The organism is Paracoccus beibuensis (genome assembly GCF_026162625.1).
GTDB lineage: Bacteria > Pseudomonadota > Alphaproteobacteria > Rhodobacterales > Rhodobacteraceae > Paracoccus > Paracoccus beibuensis.
The window spans coordinates 29,492-55,842 of the sequence record NZ_JAOTBD010000005.1 but is presented as its reverse complement, the minus strand read 5'-3'; the positions used below and the strand labels follow the sequence as shown (position 1 = coordinate 55,842).

Annotated in this window: 28 protein-coding genes; 12 read left to right on the top strand and 16 right to left on the bottom strand. The window is 67.4% G+C overall.

The window, feature by feature from the left end:
• Genes OC159_RS05270 through OC159_RS05240 form a run of 7 tightly spaced genes read right to left on the bottom strand, consistent with a single transcriptional unit; the run spans position 1 to position 8,173 of the window.
• On the bottom strand, positions 1–1,185 hold the full coding sequence (locus OC159_RS05270; RefSeq protein ID WP_265500106.1) for an acyl-CoA dehydrogenase family protein: 1,185 nt from the start codon (positions 1,183–1,185) through the stop codon (positions 1–3).
• Positions 1,185–2,360 carry an acetyl-CoA C-acyltransferase gene (locus OC159_RS05265; RefSeq protein ID WP_265500105.1) on the bottom strand — a complete coding sequence of 392 codons (1,176 nt, stop codon included), beginning with the start codon at positions 2,358–2,360 and terminating at the stop codon, positions 1,185–1,187. Before OC159_RS05265 ends, OC159_RS05270 begins: the two co-directional genes overlap by 1 nt.
• Complete coding sequence (locus tag OC159_RS05260) at positions 2,357–4,441, bottom strand: 3-hydroxyacyl-CoA dehydrogenase NAD-binding domain-containing protein (protein WP_265500104.1); 2,085 nt, start codon at positions 4,439–4,441, stop codon at positions 2,357–2,359. The genes OC159_RS05265 and OC159_RS05260 overlap by 4 nt, the downstream gene beginning before the upstream one ends.
• 10 nt (positions 4,442–4,451) lie before the next feature.
• Positions 4,452–5,279, bottom strand: coding sequence for an IclR family transcriptional regulator (locus tag OC159_RS05255; protein WP_265500103.1), 828 nt, complete (start codon positions 5,277–5,279; stop codon positions 4,452–4,454).
• Positions 5,276–6,604 carry a TRAP transporter large permease gene (locus OC159_RS05250; protein WP_265500102.1) on the bottom strand — a complete coding sequence of 443 codons (1,329 nt, stop codon included), beginning with the start codon at positions 6,602–6,604 and terminating at the stop codon, positions 5,276–5,278. The genes OC159_RS05255 and OC159_RS05250 overlap by 4 nt, the downstream gene beginning before the upstream one ends.
• Entirely contained in the window at positions 6,604–7,110 is a 507-nt protein-coding gene (locus OC159_RS05245; RefSeq protein WP_265500101.1) for a TRAP transporter small permease, read from the bottom strand. The genes OC159_RS05250 and OC159_RS05245 overlap by 1 nt, the downstream gene beginning before the upstream one ends.
• A 4-nt stretch (positions 7,111–7,114) precedes the next feature.
• Positions 7,115–8,173, bottom strand: coding sequence for a C4-dicarboxylate TRAP transporter substrate-binding protein (locus tag OC159_RS05240; RefSeq protein WP_265500100.1), 1,059 nt, complete (start codon positions 8,171–8,173; stop codon positions 7,115–7,117).
• A gap of 144 nt (positions 8,174–8,317) precedes the next feature.
• Here OC159_RS05240 and OC159_RS05235 point away from each other — a divergent pair, with 144 nt between their 5' ends.
• Complete coding sequence (locus OC159_RS05235) at positions 8,318–9,580, top strand: L,D-transpeptidase family protein (protein WP_265500099.1); 1,263 nt, start codon at positions 8,318–8,320, stop codon at positions 9,578–9,580.
• Positions 9,577–10,464, top strand: coding sequence for an extensin-like domain-containing protein (locus OC159_RS05230; RefSeq protein WP_265500098.1), 888 nt, complete (start codon positions 9,577–9,579; stop codon positions 10,462–10,464). Before OC159_RS05235 ends, OC159_RS05230 begins: the two co-directional genes overlap by 4 nt.
• A 1-nt stretch (position 10,465) precedes the next feature.
• On the opposite strand, the gene OC159_RS05225 is transcribed toward OC159_RS05230, so the two are convergent.
• Together OC159_RS05225 and OC159_RS05220 are read right to left on the bottom strand one after the other, a co-directional pair.
• Entirely contained in the window at positions 10,466–11,197 is a 732-nt protein-coding gene (locus OC159_RS05225) for a Crp/Fnr family transcriptional regulator (protein ID WP_265500097.1), read from the bottom strand.
• A gap of 134 nt (positions 11,198–11,331) precedes the next feature.
• The gene (locus OC159_RS05220) at positions 11,332–12,654 is read right to left on the bottom strand and encodes a FliI/YscN family ATPase (RefSeq protein WP_265500096.1); all 1,323 of its coding nucleotides are present in this window, start codon (positions 12,652–12,654) and stop codon (positions 11,332–11,334) included.
• Positions 12,655–12,752: 98 nt separating this feature from the next.
• On the opposite strand from OC159_RS05220, the gene OC159_RS05215 reads away from it, so the two are divergent.
• The 10 genes from OC159_RS05215 to OC159_RS05170 are packed head-to-tail and all read left to right on the top strand — an operon-like array spanning position 12,753 to position 18,440.
• Positions 12,753–13,145, top strand: coding sequence for a FlgB family protein (locus OC159_RS05215; protein WP_265500095.1), 393 nt, complete (start codon positions 12,753–12,755; stop codon positions 13,143–13,145).
• A 12-nt stretch (positions 13,146–13,157) separates the two neighbouring features.
• Positions 13,158–13,550 (top strand): flagellar basal body rod protein FlgC, encoded by a 393-nt coding sequence (flgC, locus tag OC159_RS05210; protein WP_265500094.1) that lies wholly within the window; start codon positions 13,158–13,160, stop codon positions 13,548–13,550.
• An 11-nt stretch (positions 13,551–13,561) separates the two neighbouring features.
• The gene (locus OC159_RS05205; protein WP_265500093.1) at positions 13,562–13,849 is read left to right on the top strand and encodes a flagellar hook-basal body complex protein FliE; all 288 of its coding nucleotides are present in this window, start codon (positions 13,562–13,564) and stop codon (positions 13,847–13,849) included.
• Positions 13,849–14,115 carry a flagellar biosynthetic protein FliQ gene (locus OC159_RS05200; protein WP_265500092.1) on the top strand — a complete coding sequence of 89 codons (267 nt, stop codon included), beginning with the start codon at positions 13,849–13,851 and terminating at the stop codon, positions 14,113–14,115. The genes OC159_RS05205 and OC159_RS05200 overlap by 1 nt, the downstream gene beginning before the upstream one ends.
• 1 nt (position 14,116) lies before the next feature.
• On the top strand, positions 14,117–14,833 hold the full coding sequence (locus OC159_RS05195; protein WP_265500091.1) for a flagellar hook-basal body complex protein: 717 nt from the start codon (positions 14,117–14,119) through the stop codon (positions 14,831–14,833).
• Positions 14,834–14,842: 9 nt separating this feature from the next.
• Entirely contained in the window at positions 14,843–15,628 is a 786-nt protein-coding gene (gene flgG / locus OC159_RS05190) for a flagellar basal-body rod protein FlgG (RefSeq protein ID WP_265500090.1), read from the top strand.
• The gene (flgA, locus tag OC159_RS05185; protein ID WP_265500089.1) at positions 15,628–16,041 is read left to right on the top strand and encodes a flagellar basal body P-ring formation chaperone FlgA; all 414 of its coding nucleotides are present in this window, start codon (positions 15,628–15,630) and stop codon (positions 16,039–16,041) included. Before flgG ends, flgA begins: the two co-directional genes overlap by 1 nt.
• A gap of 11 nt (positions 16,042–16,052) precedes the next feature.
• A complete protein-coding gene (gene flgH, locus OC159_RS05180) occupies positions 16,053–16,778 on the top strand; it encodes a flagellar basal body L-ring protein FlgH (RefSeq protein WP_265500088.1) in 726 nt (241 codons plus the stop codon).
• A 9-nt stretch (positions 16,779–16,787) separates the two neighbouring features.
• Positions 16,788–17,396, top strand: coding sequence for a hypothetical protein (locus tag OC159_RS05175; RefSeq protein ID WP_265500087.1), 609 nt, complete (start codon positions 16,788–16,790; stop codon positions 17,394–17,396).
• A gap of 51 nt (positions 17,397–17,447) precedes the next feature.
• A complete protein-coding gene (locus OC159_RS05170) occupies positions 17,448–18,440 on the top strand; it encodes a glycosyltransferase (RefSeq protein ID WP_265500086.1) in 993 nt (330 codons plus the stop codon).
• Here the strand turns inward: OC159_RS05170 and OC159_RS05165 are convergent.
• The 7 genes from OC159_RS05165 to OC159_RS05135 all read right to left on the bottom strand — a co-directional run bounded on the left by OC159_RS05165 (position 18,430) and on the right by OC159_RS05135 (position 26,298).
• Complete coding sequence (locus tag OC159_RS05165; protein ID WP_265500222.1) at positions 18,430–19,521, bottom strand: flagellar basal body P-ring protein FlgI; 1,092 nt, start codon at positions 19,519–19,521, stop codon at positions 18,430–18,432. The genes OC159_RS05170 and OC159_RS05165 overlap by 11 nt on opposite strands.
• A gap of 8 nt (positions 19,522–19,529) precedes the next feature.
• Positions 19,530–20,534, bottom strand: coding sequence for a hypothetical protein (locus OC159_RS05160; RefSeq protein WP_265500085.1), 1,005 nt, complete (start codon positions 20,532–20,534; stop codon positions 19,530–19,532).
• 9 nt (positions 20,535–20,543) lie between these two features.
• The gene (gene flgK, locus OC159_RS05155; RefSeq protein ID WP_265500084.1) at positions 20,544–21,983 is read right to left on the bottom strand and encodes a flagellar hook-associated protein FlgK; all 1,440 of its coding nucleotides are present in this window, start codon (positions 21,981–21,983) and stop codon (positions 20,544–20,546) included.
• Between the two features lie 37 nt (positions 21,984–22,020).
• On the bottom strand, positions 22,021–23,319 hold the full coding sequence (locus OC159_RS05150; protein ID WP_265500083.1) for a flagellar hook protein FlgE: 1,299 nt from the start codon (positions 23,317–23,319) through the stop codon (positions 22,021–22,023).
• A gap of 76 nt (positions 23,320–23,395) precedes the next feature.
• Positions 23,396–24,160 (bottom strand): flagellar motor protein MotB, encoded by a 765-nt coding sequence (locus OC159_RS05145; protein WP_265500082.1) that lies wholly within the window; start codon positions 24,158–24,160, stop codon positions 23,396–23,398.
• A gap of 88 nt (positions 24,161–24,248) precedes the next feature.
• A complete protein-coding gene (locus OC159_RS05140) occupies positions 24,249–25,466 on the bottom strand; it encodes a phenylacetate--CoA ligase family protein (RefSeq protein ID WP_265500081.1) in 1,218 nt (405 codons plus the stop codon).
• A gap of 10 nt (positions 25,467–25,476) precedes the next feature.
• The gene (locus OC159_RS05135; protein WP_265500080.1) at positions 25,477–26,298 is read right to left on the bottom strand and encodes an ABC transporter ATP-binding protein; all 822 of its coding nucleotides are present in this window, start codon (positions 26,296–26,298) and stop codon (positions 25,477–25,479) included.
• Between the last annotated feature and the right edge of the window lie 53 nt (positions 26,299–26,351).

Sequence of the window (26,351 nt, the reverse complement as noted above, 5' to 3'; positions counted from 1 at the left end):
TCACCCCTTTGCCAAGGCGCCGGCAATGATGCTGCGCTGGATCTCGTTCGAGCCGCCATAGATCGACAGCTTGCGGTTGTTCAACCAAGTGGCGCTGGCCGACAGCACCTCGTCGGCACCCTCCGGCTGGCCCTCGTTGCCGGTCGCGGGCAGCGCCAGCGCCCACCCGCCATAGGCGCGGCGGGTCAGCGCGTCCAGCCGCTGGCGGATCTGGGTGCCCTTGATCTTCAGCATGCTGCTCTCGATCCCGGGGGCCTGGCCCTGGGCCGCGGCCGACAGCATCCGCAGGTTGGTGGTGGACATGGCCATCAGCTCGATCTCGACGGACGCCATCTCCGCCGCGAACAGCGGATCATCCGCCAGCGGGCGGCCACGATGGACCTGCGCCTGCGCCACGCGCTTCAGGTTCTCCAGCGCGGCGGTCGCGAAACCCACGCCCGCGATATTGGTGCGCTCATGCGTCAGCAGGTACTTGGCATAGGTCCAGCCCTGGTTCTCCTCGCCCACCAGGTTTTCGGTCGGAACCTTCACGTCGTCGAAGAAAACCTCGTTCACCTCGGCGGTGCCGTCCAGCAGGACGATGGGCCGCACGGTGACGCCGGGCGTCGTCATGTCGATCAGCAGGAAGCTGATCCCCTCCTGCTTCTTGCCTTCGGTCGAGGTGCGCACCAGGCAGAAGATCATGTTGGCGTGCTGGCCAAGCGTCGTCCAGGTCTTCTGGCCGTTCACGACGTAATGGTCCCCCTGCCGTTCGGCACGGCAGCGCAGGCCCGCCAGGTCCGATCCGGCGCCGGGTTCCGAGTAGCCCTGGCACCACCAGTCGTCGCCGTTCAGGATGCGCGGCAGCCAGTGATCCTGCTGTTCCTTGCTGCCGAACTTCTGCAGCACCGGCCCCAGCATGGCGATTCCGAAGGGCACGATGCGTGGCGCATGGGCGCGGGCGGATTCCTCCTCGAAGATGTGGCGCTCGATGGCGGTCCAGCCGGCGCCGCCGAATTCGCGCGGCCAGTTTCCGGCCAACCAGCCCTGCGCGCTCAGCTTCGCGTGCCAGCCCTCCATCTCGGCCTTGGTCAACGGCTGGTGCAGGCGCACCTTGCGGGCGAGATCAGCATCCAGTTCGGCCTGCAGAAAGGCGCGGACCTGGTCGCGAAACGCCTGTTCGCCGGGCGTGAAGCGCATATCCATCAGAAGATCTCCAGAAGTCCGGCCGCGCCCTGTCCGCCGCCGACGCACATGGTGACGACGCCCCATTTCGCGCCCCGCCTGCGGCCTTCGCGCAGCAGATGGCCGGCGGTGCGGGCGCCGGTCATGCCGAAGGGGTGGCCGATGGAAATTGCGCCGCCGTTGACGTTGTATTTCGCCGGGTCGATGCCAAGCGTGTCCCGGCAGTAAAGGCACTGGCTGGCGAATGCCTCGTTCAGCTCCCACAGGTCGATGTCGTCGACGCTCAACCCGTGCCGTTCCAGCAGGCGCGGGACGGCCAGGACGGGGCCGATGCCCATTTCATCGGGCGCGCAGCCGGCAACGGCAAAGCCGCGGAAGGCGCCAAGCGGCTCCAGCCCTTCGGCGGCCGCAAGATCGGCATCCATCACCAGAAGCGCCGCCGCCCCGTCCGACAGTTGCGAGGCGTTGCCGGCGGTGATGAAGTTCCCGGGTCCCCGCACCGGCTCCAGCCGCGACAGCGCATCGAGCGTGGTGCCGGGGCGGTTGCCTTCGTCGGCGGCGATGGTGACCTCGCGCTCGGACGTTTCCCCGGTGGCCTTGTCGGTGACGGACATGGTGACGGTCAGGGGGATGATCTCGTCGGCGAACACACCTGCCTCCTGCGCGGCGGCGGTGCGGGCCTGCGACTGGACAGCATATTCGTCCTGCGCCTCGCGGCTGATGCCATAGCGGGCGGCGACGTTGTCGGCGGTCTCGATCATGGTCATGTAGAGGTCGGGGCGGTTCGCCTCGATCCAAGCTTCGCGCGAATGGCGCACCGGCGGCTGGACCAGCGATATGCTTTCCACGCCACCGGTCAGTACGGCGCGCGCGCCTTCATGCGCGACCATCTGCGCGCCCATCGCCAGGGCGTGCAGCCCGGACGCGCAGAAACGGTTCACCGTGGCGCCGGCGATGCTGTCCGGCAGGCCCCCGCGGATCACCGCCTGGCGGGCGATGTTTCCGCCGGTGACGTACTCCGGATAGCCGCAGCCCCAGATGCTGTCCTCGATCAGCGCCGGGTCGATGCCGGCGCGGTCAACGACGGCACGCGCGGTGGCGCCGGCCATGACCGCGCCGTGGGTCATGTTGAAGGCGCCGCGCTTGGCCTTGCCGATGCCGGTGCGGGCGGCCTGGACGATGATGGGTTGCTTCATGGCTTGGTTCCTTCGTTCAGATCGGCAAAGCCCCGCCCGTCCGCGACAAGGTCGCTGAGCAGGTCGGCAGGCTGCCAGAAGTGGTCATCGGCGGCGGCGAAGCAGCGGATGTCGTCCAGGATCGCCTGCAGGCCCTGACGGTCGGCCCAATGCATCGGACCGCCGCGCCAGCGCGGAAAGCCATAGCCGTTCAGCATCACCACATCGACATCCAGCGGGCGCAGGGCGGTGCCGTCGTCGACCACGCGCGCCGCCTCGTTCACCATGGCGGCCATGGTTCGGGCGACGATCTCGTCGTCGCTGAAGCTGCGGGGGGTGATGCCCAGATCTGCGCGGACCTGCTCCAGCAGCGGGGCCAGTTCCGGGTCCTCCTGCGGGGCCGCGTCGCCATGGATGTAGTATCCGCGGCCCGTCTTGCGTCCCAGGTGACCCTGTTCGTACAGGCGATCCGCAAAAACCGGTACACGGTCGCGCGGATGGCGGTCGGCCGCCTTGCGCTGCCGGGTCATGTAACCGATGTCCAGGCCTGCAAGATCCGAAACCGCGTAAGGACCCATCGCGAAGCCGAAATCCACCAGCGCCCGGTCGATCTGGTAGGGCGAGGCGCCGTCCAGCACCATCGCGTCCACCGCCGCGCGGTAATGCGACAGGATGCGGTTGCCGATGAAGCCGTCGCAGACCCCGGCGCGCACGGCGATCTTCTTCAGGCGCTTGGCCAGGGTGAAACCGGTCGCCACGACCTCTGGCGCGGTGCGGTCGGCGACCACCACCTCCAGAAGCCGCATGACATGGGCGGGAGAGAAGAAATGCAGCCCGATCACATCCGCCGGGCGGCCGGTCGCTTCGGCGATCCGGTTCACGTCAAGATACGAGGTGTTGGTCGCCAGCACCGCCCCGGGTTTGGCCACCTGGTCCAGCGTACGGAACACCTGCTCCTTGACCTCCATGGATTCGAAGACAGCCTCGACGATCAGGTCGGCCTGCCCCAGGGCGGCATAGTCGGCGTCGGTGCGGAAGCTGCCTGACAGGATCACGTCGCGGCGTGCGGCGTCCAGCTTGCCGCGCTTGACCGAACCGTCCAGCAGCTTGGCAACGGTGGCCTGCGCCTTTGTCCCCGCGTCGGCGTCACGTTCGACCAGCGTCACGTCCAGCCCGGCCAACAGGGCCACGACCGCGATGCCCGCCCCCATCGTGCCGCCGCCGATGACACCGATCCGGTCCAGCGGGCGCGGGTCGACGCCTTCGATCTCGGGTAGATGACTGACGGCGCGTTCCGCGAAGAAGGCATGGATCAGGGCCGCGCGCTGCGGGCTGTCCATGAGGGCGCGGAAGGCCGCGCGTTCCATCGCCATGCCCTCGGCGAAGGGCAGCGCCAGCCCTTCGGTCACGACGTCGACGGCGGTGGCCTGCGCGATCTGGCCGCGTGCGCTTTGCGACAGCTGCGTCTTCAGCGCCCCGGCCACGGCGGGATCGGCGGCGGGCGCGGGCAGTTCGCCCGTGCGGCGCGGCGCCTGCCCCGCCAGTTCCTCGGCCAGCGCGATGGCGGCAGAGGTCAGGTCACCATCGGCGATGCGGTCGACAAGGCCCAGATCCGCGGCCTCGGGCGCAGGGATCTGCCGGGCCGAGGTGATCGCCTTCAGCGCAGGTTCCAGCCCCACCAGGCGCGGCAGGCGCTGTGTGCCACCGGCGCCCGGCAGCAGACCCAGCGTCACTTCGGGCAGGCCCATCCGTGCGGTCGGGACGGCGATGCGGGCATGGGCGCCAAGCGCCAGCTCCAAGCCGCCGCCCAGGGCGGTGCCGTGCAGGGCCGCAACGACGGGTTTATCAAGCCCCTCGATGGCCGCGATCACGTCCGGCAGGAACGGCTCGGCCGGCGGCTTGCCGAATTCCGAAATGTCGGCCCCGGCGACCCAGGTGCGGCCCGCGCAGAGGATCACCGCCGCCTGCGCCCGGTCATCGGCGGCGAAATCCGCAGCCGCCTGCACCAGTCCGGCCCGCACCGCCTGCGACAGCGCATTGACCGGTGGGTTGTCGATGGTGATGACGCCGATGCGGCCGTCGCGGCGATAGGTGACGGACATGGGATCTCCTTCAGTCGTTCAGGGCGCCGGACCAGGCGGGTGTCCCCTGCTGCCCGATCAGGATCTGCAGCCGGTGGACGGTGTCCTGCAGGGCGGGGCCGACCTCGGCATGGATGCGGGCATCGGGCAGCACGTCGTCCAGCGCGCCGCAGGAAAATGCCACGGGCCCCGCCAGCCGCGACGATCGGAACGGCACCGACACGGCCGAGATGTTGCGCGAATAGCGAAGCTCGTTCCGGACGACCGCATAGCCGTGGCCGATCAGCTGGGCGCGGGCCTCTTGCCGCAGGGCGTCGAGGCTGCCGCCGTCCAGCGGCGCTTCGGGGTGGTCGGCCAGCAGGCTTGCAAATTCGTCGCGCGTCGTTGACCCCAGCACCGCCACCCCCGAGGACGAGCCGCCGATGGGCAGGCGGTGCCCCACCTCCAGCCAGATCGAGGCCGCGCGCTGCGGCCGCCATGTCCGCATCAGCGCCACCTTGTCGCGGTCGCGCACCGCAAACAGGACCAGCGTGCCGGTCTGGTCGGCCAGCGCCTGCATCATGTCCTGCGCCGGGTCGAGGAAGGACAGCGACGCCGCCGCGACATGGCCCATCGCCAGCAGCGTCGGTCCCGGCCGATAGCGGTCGTTGCGTTGCGGCTGCGTCAGGTATCCCAGGCAGCCAAGCGTGAAGGTCAGACGCGACACGGTGGATTTCGGCAGCCCCGTCCGTTCGGCAATCTGGGCGTTGGTCAGCCCGTCGTCGCCCGCCCGGAAGGCGCGCAGGACCGACAGCCCCCGCGCCAGGGTGGTGGCGAAGTTGCGGTCGTCCTCGTAATCGGGGCGGGGGTCCTGTATCACATCGACCCCGGTATCAGGATCGAGATGACGGGGAACAGGATCAGCAGCACCAGCACAAGCAGGTCGACGACGAGGAACCGCGACACGCCGGCAAAGATCTTGTCGATGCCCACGCCCTTGGTGACGTTGCTGACGACGAAGACGTTCAGCCCGACGGGCGGCGTGATCAGCCCGATTTCCAGCAGCTTGACGACGATGACGCCGAACCAGATCAGGTTCAGGCCATAACCTTCGACCAGCGGGACCATGAAGGGCAGCGTCAGGACCATGATGCCGATCGGGTCGAGGAACATGCCCAGCACCAGATAGATCACCACGATCACCAGCATCAGCATGGCAAACGACAGCTGCGCATCAGCGACCCAGCCCACCACGCCACCGGCGATGCCGGTCAGCGCGACGAAGCTGACGAAGATCTTGGCCGCCCCCGCGATCAGGAAGATCGCGGCAGTCTGCACCAGGCTTTCGCGGACGGCGCGCCAGAGGACCTCAAGGGACAGGCGGCGCTCGGCAAAGCCGATGGCGATGGTCAGGATCACGCAGACGGCCGCGGCCTCGGTCGCGGTGAAGAAGCCGCCATAGATGCCGCCGACGATCACCGCGAACAGCAGGACGGCGGGCCATGCGGCCAGCGCGGCCTGCGACCGGCTGGCACCCTGCCCTTCGGCGCGCGGTGCGGCGGCGGGATCTCGGGCCACCCACCAGGCGATGACCAGGATCATGCCCGCCAGCGACAGCAGGCCCGGCAGGATGCCCGCCAGGAACAGCTGCGCGATCGACGTCTCGGTGAAGATGCCATAGAGGATGAAAAGGACCGAGGGCGGGATCAGCGATCCCAGCGTGCCGCCCACCGCCACGGAGGATGTCGCAAGCTTGGGGTCATAGCCCATGCGCAGCATCTCGGGGACGCAGATCCGCCCCATGGTCGAGGCGCAGGCGATGGACGACCCAGAGATCGCCGAAAACCCGCCGCAGCCCATGACCGATGCCATCGCCACGCCGCCCGGCAGACCGCGCAGCCAGACGGCGGCGGCGTCATAGATGCGCGTCGTGATGCCCGCATAGAAGGCGATGTTCCCCAGCGCCACGAACAGCGGCACCATCGACAGGTCATAGGAATGCACGAGGTCGAAGAAGTTCGAGAACACGACCGAGGTGGTCGGGTTCAGCGCCCGTTCCGGCGTCCAGTCGCCAGTCCGGGTCGCATAGACCAGGAAGGTCCCGCCGCTGGCCACCGCCGCCAGCGCAAAGGCGATGGGCACGCGCAGCGCCAGCAGAAGCAGGACCAGCGACATCGCCACCAGCCCGATCGTCATCGCGTCCATCAGCCTACCTCGTTTCCGTCGCCGTCAAGGATGGTGCCGGTGGCGCGCAGCTGGCGCATGTCGCCCGCCAGCAGGACCGCGATCCGGACCCACATCAGCACCAGCCCGGCCAGGAACAGCGCCACCCCCGGCCAGCGCAGCAGGTTCAGGTCGCCATAATAGAACTCGCCCGAGACATAGGTCTGCGCGGTGACCCGCCAGGCGGCGTAGATCAACGGCAGCAGCGCCAGCAGTCCCACGACATGGCCCAGCAGGATCAGCCGGCCGCGCACCGCCGCCGGCATCCGGTCGCTGAGGAAGGTAACCGCCACATGCCCCCGCGCCGCCGTGGCGGCAGCCATCGGCAGGATGATCGCCGCCACCATCAGTTCACGCACGATGATGATGGCGTCCGGCACGCTGACGCCGATCGTGGCGCGCATCGCCACGTTGGCGAAGATCACGGCCCCCAAGGCCATCAGCGCCAGGACCGCGATGTCCAGCAGCGTGCGTTCGATCAGGCGCATGGGGTCACCCACGCTCCCACGGGTAGCCCTGCTCTTCCAACTCGGTCGCGTATTGCTGGATCAGGCCGCGGTATTCCTCAAGCAGCGCCTCTCCGTCGAGGCCCGTGGCACTGGCCCGCGCCACCCATTCGTCGATGTACTTACGCCCGGCTTCGTCCAATTCGGCGCGGTCTTCGTCGGAAAAGCGCACGATTTCTTTCCCTGCGTCTTCCAGCACCTGGATCGATTCGGCGTTCGCTTCGCCGATGATGCGGCCGAACTCGTCGGCAAGGCCTTCGCCGGCGGTCATGATGATGTCCTGCTGCTCGGGCGGGAGGCTGTCGAACATCGACTTGTTCATCAGGATGCCAAGCGCGCCGATCTGGCCCCAGTCGATGAAGGTATAGCTGTCGAAGACCTCATCGAATTTCAGCGCCTTGACGAGGTAGGAATAGGTCTGCGTGCAGTCGATCAGCCCGCTTTCTAGGCCCTGGTAGGCCTCGTAGACGGTCATGTCGACCAGCGTCGCGCCCAGGTCGCGGAAGGTCTGGCCATAGGCGCCGACGCCGCGGACCTTCTTGCCCTGAATGTCGTCGATCGAGGCCACCGCAGGCCCCTTGCAGCCCATCTGCACGGCCGAGGTCGTGTAGGTGCCGACATAGACCAGGTTCTGCGCGGCCAGGTTCGCCTTGATCTGTTCGTTGTTGCGCATCAGCGCGTCGGTGGCCTTCATCCCCACCCAGGGATCGGGGTTGTTGATCGGCAGGTCGGCGATGCCATAGGCGACCATCTCTTGCGGGAAATAGACGCCGATCACGCTTCCGAGGTCCGCCACGCCGTCGCGCAGGGACTGGACGGCGGCCTTTTCCGAAAAGAGCGCGCCGCCCCAGGTGATGTCCAGCGTCAGGTCGCCGCCGGACAGCTTGGCCACCTCGTCGGCGAACCACTGCGTCGCCTCGGCACGGGCGCCCCGGTTGGGACCGGGTTCGCCATAGATCAGCGTGGTCTGGGCCATGGCAGGCAGGGCAAGCGCAGAGGCAAGCCCGGCGGCTAGCGTGGCCGTCTTCAGGAACTGGATGCTCATCGAAACCTCCTCCGTTTCGCAATGCAGGCTGCCATTCCACCCTGCGGAACACAAGAGGCAATTGACCGAAACGTGACCGCTCGGATATCTGGCGGTCTTCCGCGCGATGCCGGAAGGTTGCCCCTGAAGCGATCGGAGTTCCTGATGCACTACCGGCTTATGCTGGCTCTCATATCCGGGCTTGCCTCTGCCCTGCCCGCCTTGGCGCAGGACGACCTGCCCTTCACCGCCGCCGATATCGAGGCCGCGCAATACGGGTTGGGCGACCTGCCGGCCGGGCGATCCGCCCTGACCGCCAAGGTGCAGATCCTGCTGGACCGGTCGGGCACTTCGCCCGGCGTCATCGACGGCTTCAAGGGCGGCATGAGCCAGAGCGCGATCATGGCCTTCGAACGCCGCGCCGCGCTGCCGGTCGACGGCATCATGGACCCGCATGTCTGGAACCTGCTGCAGGCCTATGCCTCGCGCGCGGTCACGCAAAGCTATACCATCACCCAGGCCGATGCCGAGGGGTTGGTCGACCACATCCCCACGGACTATGCCGCAAAGGCGCAGATGGAGGCGATGGCCTATACCAGTGTCGCCGAGCGCCTTGGCGAACGCTTTCACATGGATGAAAAATTCATCCAGTTCCTGAACCCCGGCATCGAACTGGTGCCAGGCGTCACCATCCAGGTCATGGCGCCGAACCCGCAGCTGAAGGGCCAGGTGACGCGGATCATCATCGACAAGGAAAACCGTCGGGTCGCCGGGTACAACGCGCGGGGCGACATGGTCGTGGACTATCCGGCGACCATCGGTTCGTCTGCGACCCCCTCGCCCGAGGGGACCCATAACGTCCGCACGGTGGCGCTGAACCCGAACTATACCTACAACCCCGACGTCAACTTCCGTCAGGAAGGCAACGACAGCAAACTGGTCGTCCCGCCGGGGCCGAACGGTCCGGTGGGCTCCGTCTGGATCGGGCTGACGAAGCCCACCTATGGCATCCACGGCACGCCGACGCCGTCGCAGCTGTTCCGCAACCAGTCGAACGGCTGCGTCCGCCTGACCAACTGGGACGCCGAGGAACTGGCCGGCATGGTTGCCATCGGCGGCACCACGGTCGAGTTCCTTCCCGCTGGCATGACCATCGCCGAGGCGACGGGCGCGCCCACGGTGACCGCTCCGCCCGTTGCCGATATCGCGCTGCCGGAAGGCACGCCGACGCCGGACGCGCCTGTCACCGAAGCGCCGCTCAGCCTGCCGGAGCTCGGCGCCACGGCAGCGACGCCCCTGCCCGCGCAGACGGCCGAGCCGGCACCGGCACCGGCCGAGGAGCAGCCGGCCGATCCGCTCAGCAACGCGCTGAGCGATGCGCTGCCCGAGGGCTTCGTCGTTCCCCCGCTGGAGGATGCGCAACCATGACGCTCCGGGCGCTTTGCACCGCCGCCTGCGCTATGCTTCTGGCGGCGCATGCGCCCGTCTTCGCCCAGGACCGGCCGCCCGAGGCACCCGCGACGACGGAAATGCGTCCGCCCGAGCGCCCTGCCGAGGCCACCGAGGAGGCATCGCAGGAACCGCGGCCCGCGCCCGATGGCGCGCCAGCACCAGCGGGTCCCGTCGATGCGCAAGAGCCCGCGCCGAAGCCCTCCGACCAGGAGGCGCCTGCGGAGGCCGACCAGGCGCCGGCCGAAGCCTTCGGTCCACCCCCGCCGCCGGTCTGGTTCACCCTGGCGGAAAGCGACGAAAGCTTTGCCGCCTGCCGCCTGGCCCTGTCGCTTCTGCGGACGCGCTATGTGGTCGAGCAGCCGGTGACCGATGCCGACAACCGCGACTGCGGCATCGCCCGGCCCATCCGGGTCAGCGAGATCGTTCCGGGCATCCAACTGACCGGCGATCCCGTGATGCGCTGCGACACTGCCCGCGCCCTGGGCTTCTGGACGCGCGATTTCCTGCAACCTGCCGCGGCGCTGCTGCCGGGCGCGCCGCGGATCGAGGCGCTTCAGACCGGTCCTGCCTATACCTGCCGTGACCGCGTCGGAACCGGCGCCGCCGATCCCAAGCCCTCGGAACACGCCTACGGCAATGCCATCGACATCATGGGATTTCAGCTGACGGGGTCAGCGCCGCTGACCGTCCTGCCGCGCGCCGGCGACGGCGACAGCGCCGAAAGCTTCCTGCGCGCGGCGCGGGGAACGGCCTGCCTGCTGTTCACGACGGTGCTGGGGCCGGGGTCGAATGCCGCCCATGACGACCACCTGCACCTCGACCTGGCCGCGCGGAACGGCGGGTGGCGGCTTTGCGAATGACTCAGCGGCTCAGCCGCTCGATATCCAGGTAGGTTGGGTCGAATCGCGCCAGGGTTGCAAGGCCCTTCCAGTCGATGATCGTGATGTCGGCACCGGACCAGCGAATCAGGCCGCGATCCCGCAGGTCGCGCACGGCACGGTTCACGTGGATGGGCGAATAACCCAGGATGTCGGCCAGTTCGCGCTGCAGCAGTGGCAACGAGAACTCCTGGTCCGCGGCAGCACCGACAGCGTTCAGCCGCGTGTAGATCTCGCACAGAAGATGCGCGAGATGCGCGCTCGACCGCAGCGAGGCGGCCGCCACCAGCCACTGGCGGTGAATGGCCGCGTCGATCAGCGTCGCCATCCACAAAAGCCGGGTCAGGTGCGGGAAGTTCTCGGTGATGTCGATCAACTCGGCGTGGTCGATGAACTCGACCTCAGCCGAGCCCACGGCGACAACGGAATGTTCCAGACCGGCAAGGACGAACCCGTGCAGGTCGACGAAGTCGCCCGGGACGTGCAGCGCCGTGATCACGCGTTCGTCGGGACGTCCGACCAACCGGTGCGACCGCGCCGACATGCCGCGCAGCATCATGCAGCTGCGTCGCGCGGTACGATCGGCCGGGACGATCACCTCTCCGGGCGCGAAGCTGACGTGCTGGGTCCGGATCGCGCGCAGGCGCGCCAGGTCCTTGTCTGGCAGACTGTCACGCCGTTGAAGAAAGCGAACAAAATAGTCGGTTATCGCCAATGCACGTCCTTCCTTCTTCGGCTGCCGGACACTTGCAAATCAGCATATGGCGCGCAATGGCCGCAGCCGGGCGTATAACATTGATTAACCAGCCAAACGCGCGCCGAAGGACAAAGGTTGCACATTGATCCCGGTCAGGCCCGGCTTCGCATCGGCAGCCTCAGCGCCGCCTCGAGCGCCGCGAAGCTGTCGGCGGTGGTGGGGCAGCGCCGGGCCACAAAGTCGTCGAGCTGCGGAAACAGGCGCACGGCCTCGTCCAGCTTCGCGTCCGAGCCGGGCGCGTAAAGGCCCGCGCGGATCATCAGCTCGGATTCCGCATAGGCGCCAAGCGCGGCGCGGGCGCGCCCGATCAGGCCGTTCTCGGCTGCGCTGGCTGCGTCCGGCAGGCTGCGTGACACGGACCTGACCACATCGACCGCGGGAAACCGCCCGCGTTCCGCGATCGAGCGCTCCAGCACGACATGTCCGTCCAGCGTCCCGCGCAGGATGTCGGCCACCGGCTCCTCCATGTCCGACCCGGCGACGAGGACACTGAAGATGCCGGTGATGTCGCCCATCCCCTCGGGTCCGGGACCCGCGCGTTCGGCCAGCGCCATGATCAGGTTCGACACCGACGGCGGAAAACCGCGGTAGCTGGCAGGCTCCCCCGCCGCCAGGGCGATTTCCCGGTGCGCCTCGGCGAAGCGGGTGATCGAATCGGCCAGGAACAGGACGTGCCTGCCCGCGTCGCGAAAATGCTCGGCCACGCTCATTGCGGCCCAGGCTGCCCGCCGCCGGATCAGCGGCGACTGGTCCGACGTCGCCGCCACGATGACGGTGCGGGCCATCCCCTCGGGACCCATGGTCTTCTCGACGAATTCGCGCAGTTCCCGCCCGCGTTCGCCGATCATGGCGATAACGACGATATCCGCATGCACGCCCTTGGCCAGTTGCGACAGCAGCGTGGACTTGCCGACGCCGGAGCCCGCAAAGAGGCCGGTCCTCTGCCCTTCGACCAGCGGCAGAAGCGTATCGAAGACGGCAAGACCGGTCGAGATCCTCTTGCCAAGCCGCTTGCGCGTCACCGCAGGCGGCGCCTCGGTCCGGAAGCTGCGGGCCACCAGCCCCTGCGGCAGCGGGCGCCCGTCCAGCGGCTGACCCAGCGGGTCGATGATCCGGCCGACCCAGGCGTCGCACGGGGCGATGCGGGGGGCGAAGACCAGTTCGACCTCGGCGCCGACCGACAACCCCTCGATCGTCCCCTCGGGCAGGACCTGCGCGCTGCGCTGGCTGAGGCCTACGATCTCTCCGCCCAGCTGGCCCGAGGGCAGCGCGATCTGGACCCTGTCGCCGACCGAGGCATGGGCGGTCAGCCCCTCGACCCCGATCAGCCCGGCGCGGATCGACTGCACGCGGCCGAAATGCCGGACCAGGCGCATCTGTTCCAGGCGTCGGGCGACCGATTCAAGTTTATCCATCCAGCTGTCCTCGTCCGACCTGCGAATTGCGTTTCCCGAAACGGTTTCTAAACGAATCGGAGTTAAGACCGGGTTTATCGTGATTGAGGAGAAGCCTCATGTTTGAGAAAATCGAGATGATGCGGATGGCCCGCGCAATGGGCCAGCATGTCGCCGACCGGCAGGTGGCCGTGACGCGCAACATCGTCAATGCCGATACGCCCGGATACCGCGCCTCTGACCTGCAGCCCTTCGCTGAAAGCTATGAACTGGCCGCGTCGGGCGGCGGCGGCCTGCGGACGACCGACCCCCGGCACATGGCCGCGCCGCAATGGTCGCCGGCCGGGGCGCGGCTGATGCAGACGACCGACCCGATCTCGCCCAACGGAAACTCCGTTTCCCTGGAAGAGGAAATGGTGCGCGCCGCCGACGTCAAGCGGCAGCACGACCTGTCGCTGGGGATCTATCGCTCGGCACTGGATCTCATGCAGGCCAGCCTGGGCCGCCGCTAAGGAAACATCGACATGACCGACCCGATCTCGCCGCTGCGACTGGCAGCGTCAGGAATGCGTGCGCAAACCGAACGCCTGCGCCATACCGCCGAAAACATCGCGAATGCCGACACGCCTGGCTATCGCCGCAAACTGGTCAGCTTCGAGGAGGCCGTCCGCTTCGGCCGCTCCACCGGAGAGGTCGAGGCCGGGCGCCTGCGCCTGGACCAGACCGAGCTGCCGCGCATCCACGACCCCGCGCATCCGATGGCCGACCAGGACGGCTATTACCGGGGCTCGAACGTGGACCTGGTGATCGAGCTGGCCGACAGCCGCGAAGCCGGCCGCAGCTACGAAGCCAACCTGCGCATGTTCGAACAGACCCGCCAGATGGGCGCGTCGCTTCTCGACCTCCTCCGCCGCTGAAAGGGACCCAGATGATCACCGGACTGAACGCCGCCAACGCCTATTCCGCCGCCCGCCAGGCCGTCGCGCCGGACGCGCAAGGCTCCTCCACCGTGACCCGCATCGGCCAGGCGGCCGAGGATTTCGCCGCCCAGATGGCGCAGGTGGACCAGGTCTCGACCGGCGCGATGATGGGCCAGGTCAGCACGCACCAGCTGGTCCAGACCATCGCCGAGGCCGAGATGACCATGAATACCGTCGTCGCAATCCGCGACAAGGTGGTCGAGGCCTATCAGGAAATCCTGCGGATGCCGGTGTGATGGGCGAGACAGTCCTCTTCGACATGCTGCGCCAGGCACTGCTGATCACGGTCCGCATGTCGGCGCCGCTTCTGGCGGTGGCGCTGATCGCGGGCGTGGTCATCGGCCTTTTTCAGGCGCTGACCTCGGTGCAGGAAATGACGCTGACCTTCGTGCCGAAAGTCGGGCTGATGCTGGTCGTTTTCTGGGTCTCGATGAGCTTCATGACCACGGCGCTGTCGGACTTCTACCTGGGGGAAATCATCCCCCTGATCGCAGGAAGCTGACATGGACAACGCGATTTATGCCAGCCTGACCCGCCAGTCCGGCCTCATGGCCGAGATGCGCACCGTCGCCAACAACATCGCCAACGCCAACACGACCGGCTTTCGCCGCGAGGGTGTGATCTTTGCCGAGCACCTGACCGCGCTGGACCGAAAGGGCGACACCCTGTCAATGGCCCATGCCCGCGGCCGGATGCTGGACCTGAACCAGGGCGTTCTGACGCAGACGAACAACAACCTCGACCTTGCCATCGAAGGCGACGGCTTCTTCCTGGTCGAGGCGCCCGAAGGCCTGCGCCTGACCCGCGCCGGGGCCTTCATGCCCTCGGCCGAGGGCGAGCTGATGACCGCGGACGGCCACCGCCTGCTGGACGAAGGGCAGGCCCCCATCATCCTGCCTGCCGGCGCGTCGTCGGTGGCGGTGGGCGCGGACGGCACGCTGTCGTCCAACGGCCTGCCCTTCGGACGCATCGGTCTCTTCAACGCGCCGGAGGGCATGAACCTGACCCATGAGGGCGGCACCGCCTTCAGCATCGAGGGCGACCCCGAACCCGTCGAGGAGGCCCGCATCCGCCAGGGCTTCCTCGAGGAATCGAACGTCGACCCGATCTTCGAGATCACCCGCATGATCGAGGTCCAGCGCGCCTACGAACTGGGCCAGTCCTTCCTGGATCGCGAGGATCAGAGGATCCGCGGCGCGATCACCGCCATGACCCGCTAAGGAGCCACCATGAGAGTCCTGCAGATCGCCGCCACAGGCATGAGTGCGCAGCAGACCCGCGTCGAGGTCATCTCGAACAACCTCGCGAACATGTCCACCACCGGCTACAACGCCCGTCGCGCCGAATTCGCCGACCTGCACTATCAGCAGGCAGCCCGCCCCGGCAGCGTGACCGCCGCCGACGGCACGGTAATTCCGGCAGGCGTCCAGCTGGGCCTGGGCGTTCGGCCCACCGCCGTCAGCGTGAACCTGCAGCAGGGCGCGCTGACCGCAACCGGCGGCGACCTGGACCTGGCCATCGAGGGCGACGGCTACCTGGAGGTCACGCTCCCCTCGGGCCTCTCGGGCTATACCCGCGACGGCGGGCTGAAGCGGTCGCCGGACGGGCTGATCGTGACATCCGACGGCTATCCGGTCGTGCCGAACATCACCATCCCCGAAGACGCCCGCGCGATTTCGATCAATGCAGGCGGCGAGGTCTACGCCTATTTCAATGACCGCGTCGAGCCCGAGCTGCTGGGCCAGCTGACGCTGGCGGGTTTTGCAAACGAGAAGGGCCTGGAAGCCATCGGGTCGAACCTCTTCATTGAAACCGCCGCATCTGGTGGTCCGCAGGTCGTGAACCCGGGACAGGACGGGCTGGGGACGCTGCGGCAGGGCTACCTGGAAGAAAGCTCGGTCGACGCGGTGCGCGAGATCACCGAGCTGATCAAGGCGCAGCGCGGATACGAGTTGAACGCCAAGGTCATCACCGCCGCCGACCAGATGCTGGCCGCGACGACGCAGGTGCGCTGATGCGGGCGCTGGTTCTGCTGCTGGCCCTGCTGCCTGGCGCCGCTTTGGCGGGCGGCCTTGGTGCGGCCCGCACCCTGCCTGCGGGCAGCGTGATCGGCGCGGGCGACCTGACCGTGATTGACACGGACCGCCCCGGCCTCACCGATCCGTCCGCCGCCATCGGGATGCAGACCCGCATCACGATCTACGAGGGTCGCCCCCTGCACGCGAACATGCTGCAGCCCCCCCGCGTGGTCGGCCGCAACCAGATCGTGCGCCTCAGCTTCCGCCGGGGCGCCTTGCAGATCGACACCGAAGGCCGCGCCCTGTCCGACGGCGCCGCCGGTGACATGATCCGCGTCATGAACATGGGCTCGCGCAGCACGGTCACGGCACAGGTGATGCCCGACGGCACGCTGGCCGTGATGAATTGAGAGGAACGACGATGAAATCCGCTTACCTGCTGTGCCTCGCGCTGGTTGCCTCGGGCTGCTCGCGCGCCGCGAATATCGGCCAGCCGCCGGAACTGACCTCGCCCCGCGAGACCGAGGAGTTTCTGGCGATGACCAACCCGCCGCTGAACCTGCCGCTGGATTCCGGTCGCCCCGAGGCCGCGGCTTCGCTCTGGGCCGGCACGCAGTCGTCGCTGATCAGCGACCGGCGCGCCGCCATCCGCGGTGACATCCTGACCGTCGTGATCGAGATCGACGACCGCGCCGAGATCAGCAACAGCAGCGGTCGCAACCGCAGCTCGGGCGAGAGCCTGGCGATCCCGCAGATGGTCGGCATTCCGCAGCGTCTGTCCGACAAGCTGCCCGACGGCGCCAGCTTCGACAACCTCGCGGATGCATCCTCGTCCTCGACCTACAAGGGGTCTGGCAACATCTCGCGTCGCGACAAGCTGACGCTGCGGGTCGCGGCGACTGTGGTCGACACACTGCCCAACGGCACCCTGCAGATCGAAGGGACGCAGGAGGTGCGCGTCAACTTTGAACTGCGCGAGCTGACCGTCAGCGGCTTCGTGCGCCCCGCCGACATCGATCGCAGCAACGAGATCGCCTATGACCGCATCGCCGGGGCCCGAATCTCCTATGGCGGGCGCGGCCAGATCACCGACGTTCAGCAGCCGCGATACGGCCAGCAGATCGCCGATATCGTCCTGCCCTACTGAGGCCACGCCATGATCAAGAAAATCATTCCATTGCTGCTGCCGGTCGCTGCGCTTGTCGGCGGCGTCGTCGCGGGCGACATGCTGCACGCTCCGGCTGCCGGTACGGCCGAGGCGTCGCAGAATCACGCCGCCCCGGACGAGCATGGCGAACCTGCGGCAGCCGAAGACGGGCATGCCGCGGAAGAGCCGGTCGCCGACAGCCATGCCGAACCCGCGGAAGATGCGCATGGCGGCGACAGCCAAACCGCACCCGCCGACGATTCGCACGGCGACGAGGAACACGCCGCGCCCGGCGAGGCTGCTTGGTTCACGTTCCCGAACCAGTTCTTTGTTCCGTTGATGCGCCAGGGCGACCTGCGCGACGTGATGATCCTGACGCTGACATTGCAGACGGACGGGGCCAGCCTCGGTCCGCTTGGCCGGAAAGAGCATGCGCTTCGCGACGCGCTGCTGCGCCAGCTGATGATCCACGCCAACACCGGCAGCTTCGACGGGAACTTCACGGCCGATCGCAACCTGGTCGTGCTGCGAGAGGATCTTCTGAAGGCCGCCCAGGGCGTGACCGATCTGCCGCTGACAGCCGTTCTGATCGAGGACATCGCCCGCCAACCGGGCTGAACGGCTTGCGTCACGCGGCGCGACAAGGGAAACAGGCGGTCGGAGCCGGGGGTGACCCCGGCTTTCGTCGTTCATCCCGAGGTTCCGATGCCGCCTTCCCATGTCGTGATCCTTCTGGCGACCTTCCAGGGCGCACCGCATCTGCCTGTGCAGCTGGACAGCCTGGCGAAGCAGACGCACGAGGATTGGTCGCTGATCGTCTCGGACGACGGCTCGACCGACGGGACGGTGCAGATCGTCGACGACTTCGCGAAACGGATGCCGGCCGGTCGCGTCACCCGGGTGTCCGGCCCGGGAGCGGGGGCGACATACAACTTCCTGTCGCTGCTGGAACGCGTCCCCGACGGCGCCATGGCGGCATTTTGCGACCAGGACGACCTGTGGCTTCCCGAAAAGCTACAGCGCGCCGTCACTGCCCTCGCGCCCTGCGCCGGCCCGGCCCACTACGCTGCGCGCACGATCATCACCGACAGTGCACTCCGTCCGCTGGCGCCATCGCGCCGCTTCCTGCGCCCCCTGGGTCTGCGCAACGCGCTTGTGCAGGCCGTGATGGCGGGAAACGCTTCGGTCTTCAATCCCGTCGCGGTCGACCTGCTGCGGCAGGCACTGCCCCATGCCAAACGGGCCGGTATCCTGTCCCACGACTGGTGGGCCTACCAGGTCACCGCGGCCTTCGGCGCCAGCCTGATCCACGATCACCAGCCGGTGCTGCTCTATCGTCAGCATGACCGCAGCGAGGTAGGCCGCAACGATACGCTGCCTGCCCTTGCCGCACGTCTTCGCCAGCTCTTGGCCGGAGAGTTCGGAAGCTGGATGCGCGCCAACCAAGCCAGCCTGGCCCCGCTGGTGCCGCTGATGCCGGTGGAAAGCCGCCGGGTTCTGGAACAGTTGGAGATCATGCTGCACGCGTCCGGCCCGCACGCCTTGCGGGCCATGCGCCGGGGTGGCTTTTACAGGCAGACCAGAGCCGCGACGGCGGCCCTGGCAATGTCAGCGCTCAGCGGGGCGCTGCGGGAACGGTCGGGTTCGCCCGCTAATCGATGATCAGGTCGGCGTGCAGCGCGCCGGCCGAATGGATCGACTTCAGGATGTCGATCATGTCTCGGGGTCTGACGCCCAAGGCGTTCAACCCGTCGACCAGATCGCTGAGGTTCGTCTCTCCTGCGACCTCGACAAAGCCGATGCCGGGCTCCTGCCGCAGTTCGGCCGCAGTGCGCGGAACTGTCACCGTCTCGCCTTGCGCGAACGGGTTGGGCTGAGACACGATCGGAGCTTCGCTGACCCGCAGCGTCAGGTTGCCCTGCGACACGGCCACCCGAGAGATCCGGACGCGTTCGCCCACCACGATCGTGCCGGACTTGTGGTCGATCACGACCTTGGCGCGGTCCTCCGGCTCGATCAGAAGGTTCTCGATGCGGCCGACGACGCGGGCGGGGTTCACGTCGCCGAGGTTGCGAAAATCGACGACAACCGTACCGCTGTCCAGGGTGACCGCCAGCTGGCGGTCGAAGTCGCGATTGATCGCATCCTCGACCCGCGTGGCGGTGGTGAAGTCGGCATTGCGCAGCGCGATCCGGATGTTGTCGATGCCGGCGAAGTCGAATTCGACCTCGCGTTCGACCCGCGCGCCTACGGGGATGCTGCCGGTCGTCGGCACACCCTCCACAACGCGCGCGGCATCGCCTTCGGCCGACGCGCCGCCTGCGATGATCGAGCCTTGGGCCACGGCATAGATGTTGCCGTCCGCCGCCTTCATCGGCGTCATGACAAGCGTTCCGCCCAGCAGGCTCTTGGCATCGCCGATGGCGGACACGTTCACGTCGATCCGGCTGCCGGATCGCGCGAAGGGCGGAAGCGCGGCCGTGACAATCACCGCCGCGACGTTCTTCGACCTCAGGGCGTCATCTGTGACGTTGACGCCAAGGCGTTCAAGAAGGCCGGCCAGCATCTCCTCGGTGAAGGGGGCGTTGCGCATCCCGTCGCCCGTTCCATCGAGGCCGACGACCAGGCCATAGCCGACAAGGTCGTTGCCGCGGACGCCGTCGAAGTCGGCAAGGTCCTTGATGCGTACCGGCACGGCGATGGCGGCTGCGGCACAGGCGATCCAGACGATCAGGGCTGAAATGAGCTTCTTCACCGCAGGTAATCCACCAGCTTGAGGTTCGACAGGCGCGCCGTGACCGTATAGAGCGATTCAAGCTGCGCCTGGACTTCCTTCAGCGCCGCCGCAGTCTCGAACGGATCGGCACTCCGGATCTCGTTTCGCGCCACGGTCAGCGTGGCCAGGGCCGAGGCGTTCCCCGTCCGCGCCCGTTCGGCCGACTGCTGGTTCATCCCGATACGGCTCATCTCGTTCAGCAACCGCGAATCGGCCGCCATCATCTGCAGCCCGCCCTGTTCCAGCAGTTGCCCCTGTTCATCGGGCTGCCCGGCAAGGACACCCCGGTCGAGAAGCGCGGCCGAGGCAAGACCCTTGAGCAGATCACGAACGGCCGGCGCCGCAGCCGTGGTGTCGATGCCGATCGTGATGGTCTCGCTGACCGCGATCCGCTGGATCGTGCCGACGGTGCCGTGATAGGCGGCATCCAGGAACCCGCCCCCGCCGACCGGAGCGTCGAACCAGTCGGAGACAACCTGAAAAACATCGTCAGCGGTCGTGGCTCCGGCAGTCGCGACCTGCAACGCATCCAGGATTTCGGATGCCGGCGACAAGGGCGCCGTGGTGCTTGCGTCGCCCGACAGCAGGAAGCGATTGCTGTCGGCTCCGTTCAGCCGCTGGATCACGGTCTCGAAGGCGGCGGACGCCTCGGTGGTGCGGGCCGTCACGTTGTTGCCGATGAACGGGTCGGTTCCCAGTGAGAGGCCAAGGTCCGTCGTGTTCTTCCTGACGCCCTCGAACAGGTTCTGCATCGCTTCCAGCTGATGCGCCGCTTCGGCGCCGTTGCGCTGGAACTGCTGGATGGTCGAGATGCGCCCCTCGATATCGCCCAGAGTCCGGGTATTGCCCTGCAACCGCAGCCCCACATCGGCAACCTCGCCGGAGGCAACCTCGGCGGTCAGCGTGTTCAGCGTCGTCTTGATCCGGTGGGACGCGACTTGCAGCGCATAGGCCCTGGCTTGGTCACTGATACTGTTCAACGTCACGGCTTACATCCCCAGGATCTGGTTGATCATTTCGTCGACCGCGCGCAACACGCGCGCGTTGGCGGCATAGGACTGTTCGTACTGCAGCAGGCGCTGCATCTCGGCATCGCTGTCGACCCCTTCCCCCATCAGGCTGGACGAGATCGTCGAGAGGCGGCTGCTGCGGATCGCGAGATCGCCCTCGGCCCCGACCCGGAGGGTGACAACGCGGGATTCGACGGTGCTGAACCGGCTCATGAGCGTGCCCTCGCCCTCGGCACCTGTGCCTGCCGGCACCGGGGCAACGGCGTCGAGCGAGCCGGCCAGGCTGTTCAGAACGGCAGTCTGGCCCACCGGGTCGCCCGATGCGGCCTGCAGGCCCGCACGCACGCGCCAGGCCGCACCGCCCTGCGCCGGATCGGCCGAAGCGTTCAGCGCAAGACGTCCCGCCAGGCCGGCGACGTCCGCCGGGGTCGCCCGGGCGCCGTTATCGGTAAAGAGCCCCGCATCAGCCGCACCCAACGTCGGGTCGGCCGTTGCAAGGCGCTGGTGAAGATCAAAGGCCAGGGCGTCCAGCTCCTGCTGCAGTTGCGGCGCCAGCTCGTCACGAATGGCGAAATTCGCCGCCAAGGATCCGCCGCCAACCAGCCGCATCTGGCCTGACGTCAAAGCGGTACCGTTCAGCGTCAGGAGGTTGAGCGGTGCGCCGACCGTCTGGTCGACCGTCACCTGCTGGGCGCCCTGAAACCCGATCTTCGCGGGAACGCTGCCGTCCAGCAGGACCGCGCCCTCGGAGGTGAACAATGCCACCTTGTTGCGATCCCGCGCCACCTCTTGCACGGGAACGATCTCCGCGATGCGGTCTATGACCTGCTGGCGTTCGTCCAGCAGGGGCGACGCATCCTTCCCGTCCGCGTCGAGGATCGAGATCCGCGCGTTGAGATGGGCGACCCGCTCCAGCGAGGCGTTCAGGATCGCGACGTCTGACGCAATGGCCTGCTGCGCCGTTCCCCGCGCGGCCTGAACCGCATCGGACGCGGAGTTCAGGCGCGAGGTCAAGGCAGAGGCGGCGTTGACCACCTCAGTCAGGCGGATCTCGTCGTCGGGGCGCGTGGCTGCCGATCCCAGCGCGTTGCGGAAATTGGTCAGCGCCGTCGACAGGGCGCCATCCTCTCCGGGCAGGCCGACGACGCCCTCCATCCGGCGAAAGAACGCCGCCCTGTTCGAGATGTCGCCGACAGCCGAGGTCGCCAGGCGCGATTCCGATAGCAGGCTCGCGTTCACGATGCGCGTGATGCCGTTGATGTGCACGCCGCCGCCGGCCAGCTGGGGGCCGATCGCCAGCTCTCTCCGGGCATAGCCGGGCGTCATGACGTTGGCTAGGTTCGCCGCGACGGTCTCGGTCCCACGGGCTGTCGCGACAAGTCCGGACATCGCGTTCGATATGGCGTTGGCAATGCTCATGTGATGCCTCCTGAGGATGCGGCGGCGCGCCGGCCGGTCAGCGCTTAATGTTGGTGGTTTCCTGCAACATCTCGTCGACCGTTTGGATGATCTTCGCGTTCGAGGAATAGGCGCGTTGGGTGGTGATCAGGTGCGTCAGCTCTTGCGCGATGTCGGTGGTCGAGGCCTCGCGCGCATAGGCGGCGATATCGCCCGTCGGGCCCGATCCGGCGTCCCACAGGTAGAAGCTGCCCGATTCGCGCGACGGCTTGAAGGCCTGCCCCTCGGTCGCAATGAGCCCGTTCGGGTTCGACACGTCAACGACCGGCACGCGAAAGAGCGTCTTGATAAAGCCCGTGTCATAGGTGGCGTTGACCAGACCCGCATTGTCGATCTCGACGCTGACGAGTTGGCCTGCGGGCGAACCGTTGCGTGTGATCCCCGATGGCGAGAAGGGCGCGGCAAGCTGCTTCAGGCCGGTAAAGCCGCCGGGGCTGCCGATGAACAGCTCCAGCTCGCCCCCGCCGACGGTCAGTGGGATCGTTCCCGTGGCGGCATCATAGCTGGTTCCAGCGCCCGGCGTGACGGTCGCAATGCTGCCGCCAAGCGCCTGCGTGTCGTCGAAGACGACGTTGAACGTGCCGACGACCGCCCCGCCCGAGGCCGTGTCGCGGATCTGGACCTGCCATTCGTTCGACATCCCGGCCCCACCGACGACGGGGGTGAAGGTGACATCCAGCGATTCCGAGGTGCCGAGATTGCCGAAGTATTCGATCTTGACCGGGATCGACGTGCCGTCGGCCGCTGTCGCCGTCTCGGTCGCGGGCAGGTTGGCGCCGATCTGCACCCGGGTGGTCGGATCGCCGACGGGGCGGTTCGTCTCGACCTTGATGGGCTGCAGCGCGCCGGGGGTGTCACGGGGAACCAGCGGCATGCTGCCGTCCGATGCCGTCGGCCATCCCATCAGGACCAGACCGCTTTCGGTGCGCAGGATGCCATTGGCATCCGGCCGGAACGACCCGGTGCGCGTCATCAGCAGTTCCGCATCGCCACCTGCGGTGACATTGGCCAGGGTGGTGACCGGCAGCATGCCCCGCCCGGTCATCGCAAGGTCCAGCGGGTGGGTGGTGGTGACGACGGCGCCGTCCTGCGTGACCACCCGCTGCGTCGAGGTCCGCACGCCGCCCGCCGTGTACAATCCGCGCCCCGATCCGACGATCATCGAGTCGAACTCCGTCTCGACGCGCTTGTAGCCGAAAGTCGAGGCGTTCGCGATATTGTCCGAGATCGTGCCGAGCCGAGAGGAGTTCGCGGACAGGCCGGCGACGCCGGCATTCATCGCAGAGGAGATGGACATGGACAGACACCTTTCTGATTTCGGTCTTGTCCGTCACCCTGTCCGACAAGGCTTAAGATTCGCCTAATCGCCAAGGCTATCTCAGTAAAATCAGCTCCAACCGGTTGTTGCGCGGGTCCATGGGATTGCCTTGGCGGTTCTTGCGGTCGGCATAGCCGCTGACGCGCTGGATGCGGTCCGGATCGAAGTCGGCGGCTTCCAAGAGGTTGCGCAGGGCATGCGCCCGGGCATCCGACAGCGGCCAGACGGGCGAGGAGACCAGCGTTTCGGGATAGGCGCGCACATGGCCCGAGATCGCGACCTGGTTGCGCGTGCGGCCGATGACATTGGCGATGATGCGCGACAACTCGGAAAGAGCGGACTGGGGCTGGGCCGTGTCCTCGACGAACAGCGGTGCGTCGGTCAGGTCGTTCAGCTCGATCACCAGGCCCTCATCGGTCATGCGCGTGACGACGTGCTTCAGCAGGTTCGTCAGCTGCATCGATTCGGCGCCCGTACCGGTCAGGCTGTCCTGCACGGCCTTCGCCACCTGGTCGAAGTCGCCCGCTTTCTCGCTGTCGGGCAGCGGCGCCTCGATCGCGTGGCGCACGCCCTTGTCCTGCCCGTCGCCCTCCGACCCGGGCGTTCGGATCATGCTGGGCGTGAAATAGTCGGCCAGCCCCTTGCGCTGTTCCTCGTTCGTGGCGTTCAGCAGCCACATCAGCAGGAAAAAGGCCATCATCGCGGTAACGAAGTCCGCATAGGCAACCTTCCAGGCACCGCCGTGATGGCCGCCTTCGCCTGCGACCTCAATCCGCTTGATGATGATCGAGGGACCGTTCAACCCCTTGCCCGCAGCCATGATGACACCTCTTGTTCCAGCCAGGCGTCAACGTCGCGGAAACTAAGGTTTCAAACAAGTTAACGGATCAAATGCCGCGCATTGAGGTTCAATCGTAGCGGCGGCGGTCCTCGATCACCTTGCCGTCGTTGGGCAGGCTGCCGACGGGAACCACCTGGACTTCGGCGCGCAGCTTCAGCGTGTCCATGACCGAGGCCGCGTAGCCGCCGCCGTCCGCGATGGTTTCCAGCTGCACGGTCATCACGTCCATTTCGCCCTCGCGGTCGGCGATGACGCGGGCGCGCGCGATCTCGGGGTGGCGCGCGACCAGCGCCGCGACCTGTTCGGGGCGCACGAACATGCCCTTGATCTTGGTGGTCTGGTCGGCCCGCCCCATCCAGCCCTTGATCCGCATGTTCGTTCGGCCGCAGGGGCTGGTGCCAGGCAGCACCGCCGACAGATCGCCTGTCGCAAATCGCACCAGAGGATAGTCTGGGTTCAGCGTGGTCACCAAAACCTCGCCAACCTCGCCATCGGGAACCGGATCGCCGGTCCCGGGACGCACGATCTCGACAATGACGCCTTCGTCGACCACCATTCCGTCCACCGCGTCGGTCTCATAGGCGATATTGCCCAGATCGGCGGTCGCATAGCATTGCCGCGTCACGATCCCGCGGTCGGCGTAAAGCTGGCGCAGCGACGGAAACAGCGCGCCGCCGCCGACGACGGCACGGGTGAAGGACAGCTGCTCTTCCATCTCGTCGGCGCGGTCCAGGATGACCTTGAGGAAGTCGGGCGTGCCCGCATAGCAGGTCGTGCCGATATCGACGGCGGCACGGACCTGCAGCTCGGTCTGCCCCGTGCCGGCGGGCAGGACGGCGGCATCCACGGCCCGCGCGCCCGATTCGAACATCATCCCGGCAGGTGTCAGGTGATAGCCGAAGCAGTTCTGAACGATGTCGCCACGGCCCACGCCCGACGCGTGCAGGAATCGCCCCAGCCGCCACCAGTCGCCGTCACGGCGGCCGGGCTCGTAAATCGGGCCGGGGCTCTGGAAGACATGGTCGAATTCGGTCGCCAGCCGCGTCGTGTAGCCGCCGAACGGTGGCGAGCGTCGCTGCGCCTCGGACAGCTCGGCCTTGCGGATCACGGGCAGCCGGGCCAGCGCGCTGCGGTCGATGATGCTGGCCGGGTCCACGTCGCGCAACAGCCGCGCCAGCGCCGGGGCAGTCCTGGCACGAGAGATGGCGGCGGGCAGGGCATGGGCCAGCGCCTCGGCCCGCATATCGTCGTCGCGGGTTTCCAGATCGTCGTAAAATGCAGCCATGTTGCGTTCCTCAGGCCAGCCAGCGCTTGCGGCGGCGATAGCTGCGCACGTCACGAAAGGACTTTCGCCCTTCGTCCGACATGCCCAGGTAGAATTCCTTGACGTCCGGATTCTCGCGCAGTTGCGCAGCGGGCCCGTCCATCACCACACGGCCGTTTTCCAGGATATAACCCTTGTGGGCATAGCGCAGCGCCACGTTGGTGTTCTGCTCGGCCAGAAGGAAGGTCACGCCCTCGCCCTCGTTCACGGCCTTCACGATCTCGAAGATCTGCTCGACCAGCTGTGGGGCCAGGCCCATCGACGGCTCGTCCAGCAGGATCATCTCGGGGCGCGACATCAGCGCGCGGCCCATCGCGACCATCTGCTGTTCCCCACCCGAAGTATAGCCGGCCTGACTTTTCCGGCGCTCGCGCAGGCGGGGGAAATAGTCATAGACCATCTCCAAATCGCGCTTGATCGCCGCAGACCCATCCCGACGGGTATAGGCGCCGGTCAGCAGGTTCTCCTCCACCGTCAGGTGCTCGAAGCAGTGGCGGCCCTCCATGACCTGGATGACGCCGCGCTGGACCAGCGTGGCGGGGTTCAGGTCGGCGACGTTTTCGCCGCGGTAGGTGATCGTGCCCTTGGTCACCTCGCCCCGCTCGCTGGCCAGCAGGTTCGAGATGGCCTTCAGCGTCGTCGTCTTACCCGCCCCGTTGCCCCCCAGAAGCGCGGTGATGCCGCCCTTGGGCACGGTCAGGCTGACGCCCTTCAGGACCAGGATGACGTGATTATAGATCACCTCGATATTGTTGACGTCCAGAAGCGTCTCGGTCCGGTCGGCGTCGAACATGGCGGTCCCCCTTGTTGGAACCCCGGCGGACCGGCCGCCGGGGTCGTCGCGTG